Below are 6,141 nucleotides of genomic sequence, written 5' to 3'. Positions count from 1 at the left end.
AAAAGGAGGATTCGAATTCGAACCCTCCTTTTTTTATCGGCTAATATCAAAATTTATTTTGATACAGCCCCTTTTTTCTTGATAACTATTTCTTAATTAATCTAACTACAGTCTCAAGCAGTAGGTTGCTTCCACTCGACTATAGTCTCTTGAACATCCTTTGCATGGACAGTAATAGAAGTCTTACTTCATCGCTCCGCTCTTCGTAAGCCTAACAACTGTCTCAGCGTGAGGTGTATTTGGGAACATATCCTTAACTGTACTCTTATCAACAGTATATCCATGAGCTAATAATACATCTAAGTTTTCAACCATAGTCTTAGGGTTACAAGAAACATATATAATTTCAGGTGCATTAAATCTAATTACATAATCAAGTGCCTTTGGAGAAACACCGCTTCTTGGTGGATCTAGGATAATTATATCTGGTTTATCCTTAACTTTCTTAATAGTTTCAGCAACATCACCTGCTATAAATGTACAATTATTTAATCCATTAAGCTTAGCATTTTCTCTTGCAGCTTCAACAGCCTCTTCAATAAGCTCAAGTCCAACAACCTTCTTAGCATTAGGTGCTGCTATTTGACCAATAGTACCAGTTCCACAATAAAGGTCAAATACAACTTTATTTTCACCATCTCCCATAAAATCTCTAACTAAACTATAAAGAGATTCAGCTCCCTTAGAATTAGTTTGGAAGAATGAGAATGGAGATATCTTAAACTTAAGACCAAGTAAAGTTTCAACTATGTAATCTCTTCCAAATAACACATTTACCTTTTCAGGTATAACTGCATCTGATAAAGAGTTATTTTCAGTATGTAAAACAGATACTAATTCCCCTTTATAATTTTGAGATTTAAGTAATTCAGTATATTCAGTTAAATCAAAATCAACTTGAGTTGTAGTTACTAAGTTAACCATAAGTTCACCAGTATTAGTGGCTTTTCTAATAACTAAATGTCTTAAGTAACCTTCTCTTTTCATTACTCTATAATAAGGTAATCCAGTTTTTCTAAAGTAATCTACAGTTGTTTTAAGAACAGTTCTAAAATCTTCATCAACTATCATACAGCTATCAACAGTTAATACACCAAAAGACTTACCTTTCATATGCATTCCTAAAGTAAGCTCTCCGCCTTTTTCTAAATCACCAAAAGTGAATTCCATCTTATTTCTATATTCCCAGCAATTTTCGCTACCTTTTACTCCAAGATACATTCCCATTGGTAAATCTCTAGCCTCAAAAAGTTCGCATATTTCATCACTTAAAAACTCTAATTGCTTTTCATAAGTTAAATTTTGTGAACTACATCCTCCACATACTCCAAAGTGAGGACATGGTGCTGGTATTTCATATTCAGCTCTTTCAATAACCTCTACAAGCTTTGCTTCAGCATATTCATCTCTCTTTTTCTTAACTGTTGCTTTTACTGTTTGGCCTGGAAAAGCTCCTTTTACATAAATCTTCTTTCCTTCACACTCTGATATTCCTGTTGATGGGAATTCTAAGCTATTTATCTTTAATGTTAACTGACTTCCTCTTTTCATCTTGTACTCCAATCTTTATATTTTAATTATCTTTTTAAACTTCCTATTAAGTTATTCAATAATATTTAAATATAATATTATATCTTAACTCTAGCTTTTAATATTATACCTTAAAACTAAAAGAAAAACACCTCTATAATTATATAGAGGTGTATCACATATTATCTGAAGATAAATTTCTTTCCTAAAGTTTTTCCGTGTAAAAACTCTTGCATTACTGGGTAATAGAATATATTACTTATAATATACGTAATTAAAAATACTTCTTCTCTCATAGCAATTTTATACCCAAATAATCTTATTACTAAACCAAATATTCCAAAAATAAGCATTGCTAATAGCATTACAAATATTTGATCTAATACTCCACTTAATATAACTTTAGTATAGTGTAATAACTTGCCATCACTTTTAATTTCTTCGTCTCTAATAAATTCTTTAGCTTCTGCTACTTCTTCTTCAGCTAAATAAACTTCAGCCTCTTCTAATTCTTCACCTGATAAAGTTATATCTTTATCATCAACTTGGCCTTCACCCTTATTTAACTTTTCTTCATTGTTATTCACCATTTCTACCTCCATAGTACTTATATTTATAATTAAAGCTTATTATTTACTTAAAGTTATATACTCTACTTTCTAATTTATAGAACAAAAAGTCATCTGTTATGGTTATTGTTTCTTTTAAACCATCAAGATTGTTTTCAATTGTTTGTATTTCATCTCCAGTTCCATTTTTAATTATGTCATATATTTGCTTATCTAATTCAGTATAATCCCTTTCATAATTCCCTGTAAAAGCTTGTGAAAATGCAGCTAAAGATAAGTTTTCAAATTCAAACTTTTGTCCTTCTAATATAGTTTTTCTATCTAAATTATAACCCATCTTCATTTCTAATTTTCCACTTGCTAAATCAGACCCATATTGTTTAAATCCAAAATACATACTTTCTAATCTCTCTGCTTCTGGAATATCTAAATATACATATGTATCATTAGTTGACTCACCATTTTCTTCTTTTATTTCATTTTCAGTTACCTCATATTCTAATGAATATCCTTTTGCTGTTGATTCAACACTTGCTAATGCTTTATCAAATAATGACTTTACTTCGTCTCTACTATAATCTTCTGACCATGTTCCTGACAAAATATCAGTATCTTCAATTGCTATTTTTGAATTATCACTTGCTATATTTTTATTTTCTGTATTATTACTTGAGCATCCTACAACACTAATAGCTAAAACTGTACATAATGCTAAAGCTATTACATTTCTCTTCATGTTGTTTCCCCCTATATCTTTATTAGCATAATATTATGCTTTCCTAAATCCTATTAATTATAACATTAATACCCTTTCATTTAAATGTGTTTATTAACATATTTATTTAAAATTCACATTAAGAATTATATTTTTATATTATTTTTTATTTTTTCAAAAGTTTTTTCTCCTATTCCATCAACATTTTTCAATTCATCTATTGTTTTAAATCCACCATTCTCTTCTCTATACATAATAATAGAATTAGCTTTTACATCACCTATACCTGGAATATCTTTAAGTCTATTTAAATCAGCTGTATTAATATTAATTTTACCATCATCAATTTCTATTTCTTGAATTTCATTAATTTCTATGTTCTCATTACTAACTGAATCATTAATATTTCTAATTACTATAAGCTCATGATTGTTTATTTCCTTTGCCCTATTTATATTAGAAATATCAGCTTCATTTGTTAATCCTCCAGCTGCTTCTATTAAATCTTTAATTATACTTCCTTCATTTAAACTATATACATCAGGATTAATGACCTCACCTTTAATTTCTACTACAATTATATTTCCTACTTGTTGATTAATATTGGTATTATTAATTATTAAACTTGAATCTTCTTTAAATATTTCATCTTTACTACTATTAGTTTTTTGCTCTTCATTATAATTATCATTTTCCTCAATAAAAATATTATTCATATATTCATCTTTAAAAACATTACTTTTATTCTTTCCATATGTCATTAATGAAACTATAAGAAGTAATATTAATACTACTGTTAAACCTATTGTTTTTTTCTCTTTAAATATATTCTTTAATTTCTCTTTCATATTATCCATTTATTCACCTACTTATTAATCTCATTATAATTATTAACACAAATTCCATATATAAACTTATTATATAAATATATATATGGAATTATTTCACCTTTTTTGATAAACTAAATAAGTAAACTATGAAATATAGGGAGAGAAAAATGAAGAAAAGATTATTCAAAAAGTTTGCTTTAGTATTTTTCTCAGCAATTTTGTTGTTAAATATTACTTCAGTAAACACCTTTGCCTTTCCTAATATATGCTCTGAAGGAGTATATCTTATGGATGCAAAAACTGGTCAAGTACTATATGAAAAAAATTCTGATGTTCAATATATGCCTGCATCAACCACAAAAGTAATGACAGCAATAATAGCATTAGAAAAATGTAATCTTACAGATCAAGTTACTATAGGAGAAAATCCACCCAAAGCTGATGGCTCTTCCATAGGGATAGAACAAGGCGAAGTTTATACAATTGAAGAATTACTTTATGGATTGTTATTAGAATCAGGAAATGATTGTGCAGAAGCAATTGCAGAACATGTTGCAGGTTCAATTGAGGAATTTGCCAAGCTTATGAATGAAAAAGCTAAAGAATTAGGAGCAACAAATACCTCCTTTAAAAATCCAAGTGGGTTAACAGAAGACGGACATTTAACAACGGCTCATGATTTAGCTTTAATAATGAGGTATGCTTCTCAAAATCCAGACTTTGTTAGGATTTCACAAACACCATCATATTTTTACGAAAATCATCCTTATTCAAATGGAAATGAAAAGTGGGCTTCAAATCATAATCCTTTATTAAAAGAAAATTCAGCATATACTTATAAATATGCTTATACAGGAAAAACTGGATATACAGTAGCTGCAAATCATTCATATGCTGCAGTTGCAGTTAAGGATGATCAAGAAATAGTAGGTGCATTTTTAAATGCTACTGATAAAGATGGTCTATATACTGGAGTTGGCCAATTATTTGATTGGGGATTTGAAAACTTTAAAACAGAAAAAATAGTAACAACTGGTGATAAATTAGATGATTATCAAATAGATGATTCAACTACTATTCCATTACTTGCTGCTGATGATGTTTATTATACCTTCAATCTTGCAAATGGAGAAAATATCGATAATATTAACTTATCAGTTACTTATGAAAATAAAGATTTAAGTAAAACATCTATAAAAAAAGGTGAAACACTATTTAATGCTTCACTTTTAATTAATGGCAATAAGATATGTGATATAAAATTAGATAGTGGTGAATCTAGAAAATATACAGCTGAAGTAGCGGTTAAAAATACTGTTAATTCTATTACTAATAATAAGTATTTTATTCCTGGAGTAATAACAGGTATTATTTTAATAATTATTATAATTATCATTATTCTTTCAATACGTAAAAGAAAGAGAAGAAAAAGATTTTTAGCAAGACGTTCTTATATAAGAAATAAACATAATTTTTAATAAAAGAGTCTGCCTTTAAGGCAGACTCTTTTATTGAAATAATTATTTATATTATAATTTTTTCTTAACTCTCTCTTAGATTTTCTAAAAGTGCTCTTATATCTTCAGGTAAATCGGCTCTCAATTGAAGATATTCTTTTGTTCTAGGTGATTTAAAGTTTAATCCATATGCATGAAGTGCCTGTCTTGAAATTAACTGAGCATCTTCCTCAATTCCATATAAAGTATCTCCATAAATAGGATGTCCTAGATGACTTAAATGAACCCTTATTTGATGTGTTCTACCTGTTTCTAATAAACACTCAACTAAATCAGCATTTTTTAATCTTTCTACTACTTTATAATGAGTTATACTCCTTTGTCCTCTTTCATCTACAACTCTTCTCATATTTCCTTCAATTTCAGGCCTATAAATTGGCTTATCTATAGTTCCCTCCATTTGCTCCATATGCCCATGGACTAATGCTAAATATCTTTTTTCTATTCCATTTTGTTGCATATCTTTTGATAACTCCATATGAGCATACTGATTTTTAGCAATTATTATTAACCCAGATGTATCCATATCAAGCCTACTAACAAGTCTTACAATACAGTCTTGGTTAGTTTCTTTAAAATAATATAACAATGCATTTGCTAATGTTCCTGATTGATAACGCTTAGTAGGATGAACTACCATATTAGGTCTTTTATTCACCACAATAATATCGCTATCTTCATATACTATTTCTATCTCTATTTTTTCTGGCTCTATATTTTGACTTTCTTTCTTTTTAAGATTAATCAAAATATTATCATCAGCCTTTAATACATAATTCATTTTAACTGGATTATTATTTACTAATATTCTTTTATCTAAAGCAGCACCCCTAATAAGCCTTGATGATAACCCCATCTCTTCTTTTAAGTATTCTCTTATCTTTATTCCATCAAAAGCCTTATCTACACACTTCTCTAAAGTACTCATGTTTTCCTCCCTAAAGTTAAGAGTTAAACTTAAAGTTATTATATCACTCTTA

General features: G+C 28.3%; 6 protein-coding genes. 1 reads left to right on the top strand and 5 read right to left on the bottom strand.

All coding sequences use genetic code 11. The features are described from left to right. Nucleotides 1-183 precede the first annotated feature (183 nt). From rlmD to ABUA17_RS14705, 4 genes are all read right to left on the bottom strand, one after another. Nucleotides 184-1,551 carry a 23S rRNA (uracil(1939)-C(5))-methyltransferase RlmD gene (gene rlmD, locus ABUA17_RS14720; RefSeq protein WP_042399741.1) on the bottom strand — a complete coding sequence of 456 codons (1,368 nt, stop codon included), beginning with the start codon at nt 1,549-1,551 and terminating at the stop codon, nt 184-186. 161 nt (nt 1,552-1,712) lie between these two features. Next, nucleotides 1,713-2,120: an RDD family protein gene (locus tag ABUA17_RS14715; RefSeq protein WP_042399743.1), complete on the bottom strand. Its 408-nt coding sequence runs from the start codon at nt 2,118-2,120 to the stop codon at nt 1,713-1,715. 43 nt (nt 2,121-2,163) lie between these two features. Then, complete coding sequence (locus ABUA17_RS14710) at nt 2,164-2,835, bottom strand: hypothetical protein (protein ID WP_042399746.1); 672 nt, start codon at nt 2,833-2,835, stop codon at nt 2,164-2,166. Nucleotides 2,836-2,960: 125 nt separating this feature from the next. Next, nucleotides 2,961-3,671: a ComEA family DNA-binding protein gene (locus ABUA17_RS14705; protein WP_052330705.1), complete on the bottom strand. Its 711-nt coding sequence runs from the start codon at nt 3,669-3,671 to the stop codon at nt 2,961-2,963. A gap of 140 nt (nt 3,672-3,811) precedes the next feature. Between ABUA17_RS14705 and ABUA17_RS14700 the strand changes: the two genes are divergently transcribed. Then, nucleotides 3,812-5,122 (top strand): D-alanyl-D-alanine carboxypeptidase, encoded by a 1,311-nt coding sequence (locus tag ABUA17_RS14700; RefSeq protein ID WP_042399750.1) that lies wholly within the window; start codon nt 3,812-3,814, stop codon nt 5,120-5,122. A 64-nt stretch (nt 5,123-5,186) separates the two neighbouring features. Here ABUA17_RS14700 and ABUA17_RS14695 read toward each other — a convergent pair whose 3' ends face one another. Continuing rightward, nucleotides 5,187-6,089 carry an RluA family pseudouridine synthase gene (locus ABUA17_RS14695; RefSeq protein ID WP_042399752.1) on the bottom strand — a complete coding sequence of 301 codons (903 nt, stop codon included), beginning with the start codon at nt 6,087-6,089 and terminating at the stop codon, nt 5,187-5,189. Nucleotides 6,090-6,141: the final 52 nt, after the last annotated feature.

Source organism: Clostridium sp. RTP31139st1_H3_RTP31139_211217 (assembly GCF_040227035.1).
Classification (GTDB): domain Bacteria; phylum Bacillota; class Clostridia; order Clostridiales; family Clostridiaceae; genus Clostridium; species Clostridium saudiense.
Note: the sequence above shows the minus strand (reverse complement) of the source record. Positions and strands in the feature narration are given on the sequence as shown.

What these genes read in the sequence shown, in the direction of transcription:
- ABUA17_RS14695 (WP_042399752.1), bottom strand. Translation starts at nt 6,089, where the DNA reads ATGAGTACTTTAGAGAAGTGTGTAGATAAGGCTTTTGATGGAATAAAG.
- ABUA17_RS14700 (WP_042399750.1), top strand. Translation starts at nt 3,812, where the DNA reads ATGAAGAAAAGATTATTCAAAAAGTTTGCTTTAGTATTTTTCTCAGCA.
- rlmD (WP_042399741.1), bottom strand. Translation starts at nt 1,551, where the DNA reads ATGAAAAGAGGAAGTCAGTTAACATTAAAGATAAATAGCTTAGAATTC.
- ABUA17_RS14705 (WP_052330705.1), bottom strand. Translation starts at nt 3,671, where the DNA reads ATGGATAATATGAAAGAGAAATTAAAGAATATATTTAAAGAGAAAAAA.
- ABUA17_RS14710 (WP_042399746.1), bottom strand. Translation starts at nt 2,835, where the DNA reads ATGAAGAGAAATGTAATAGCTTTAGCATTATGTACAGTTTTAGCTATT.
- ABUA17_RS14715 (WP_042399743.1), bottom strand. Translation starts at nt 2,120, where the DNA reads ATGGTGAATAACAATGAAGAAAAGTTAAATAAGGGTGAAGGCCAAGTT.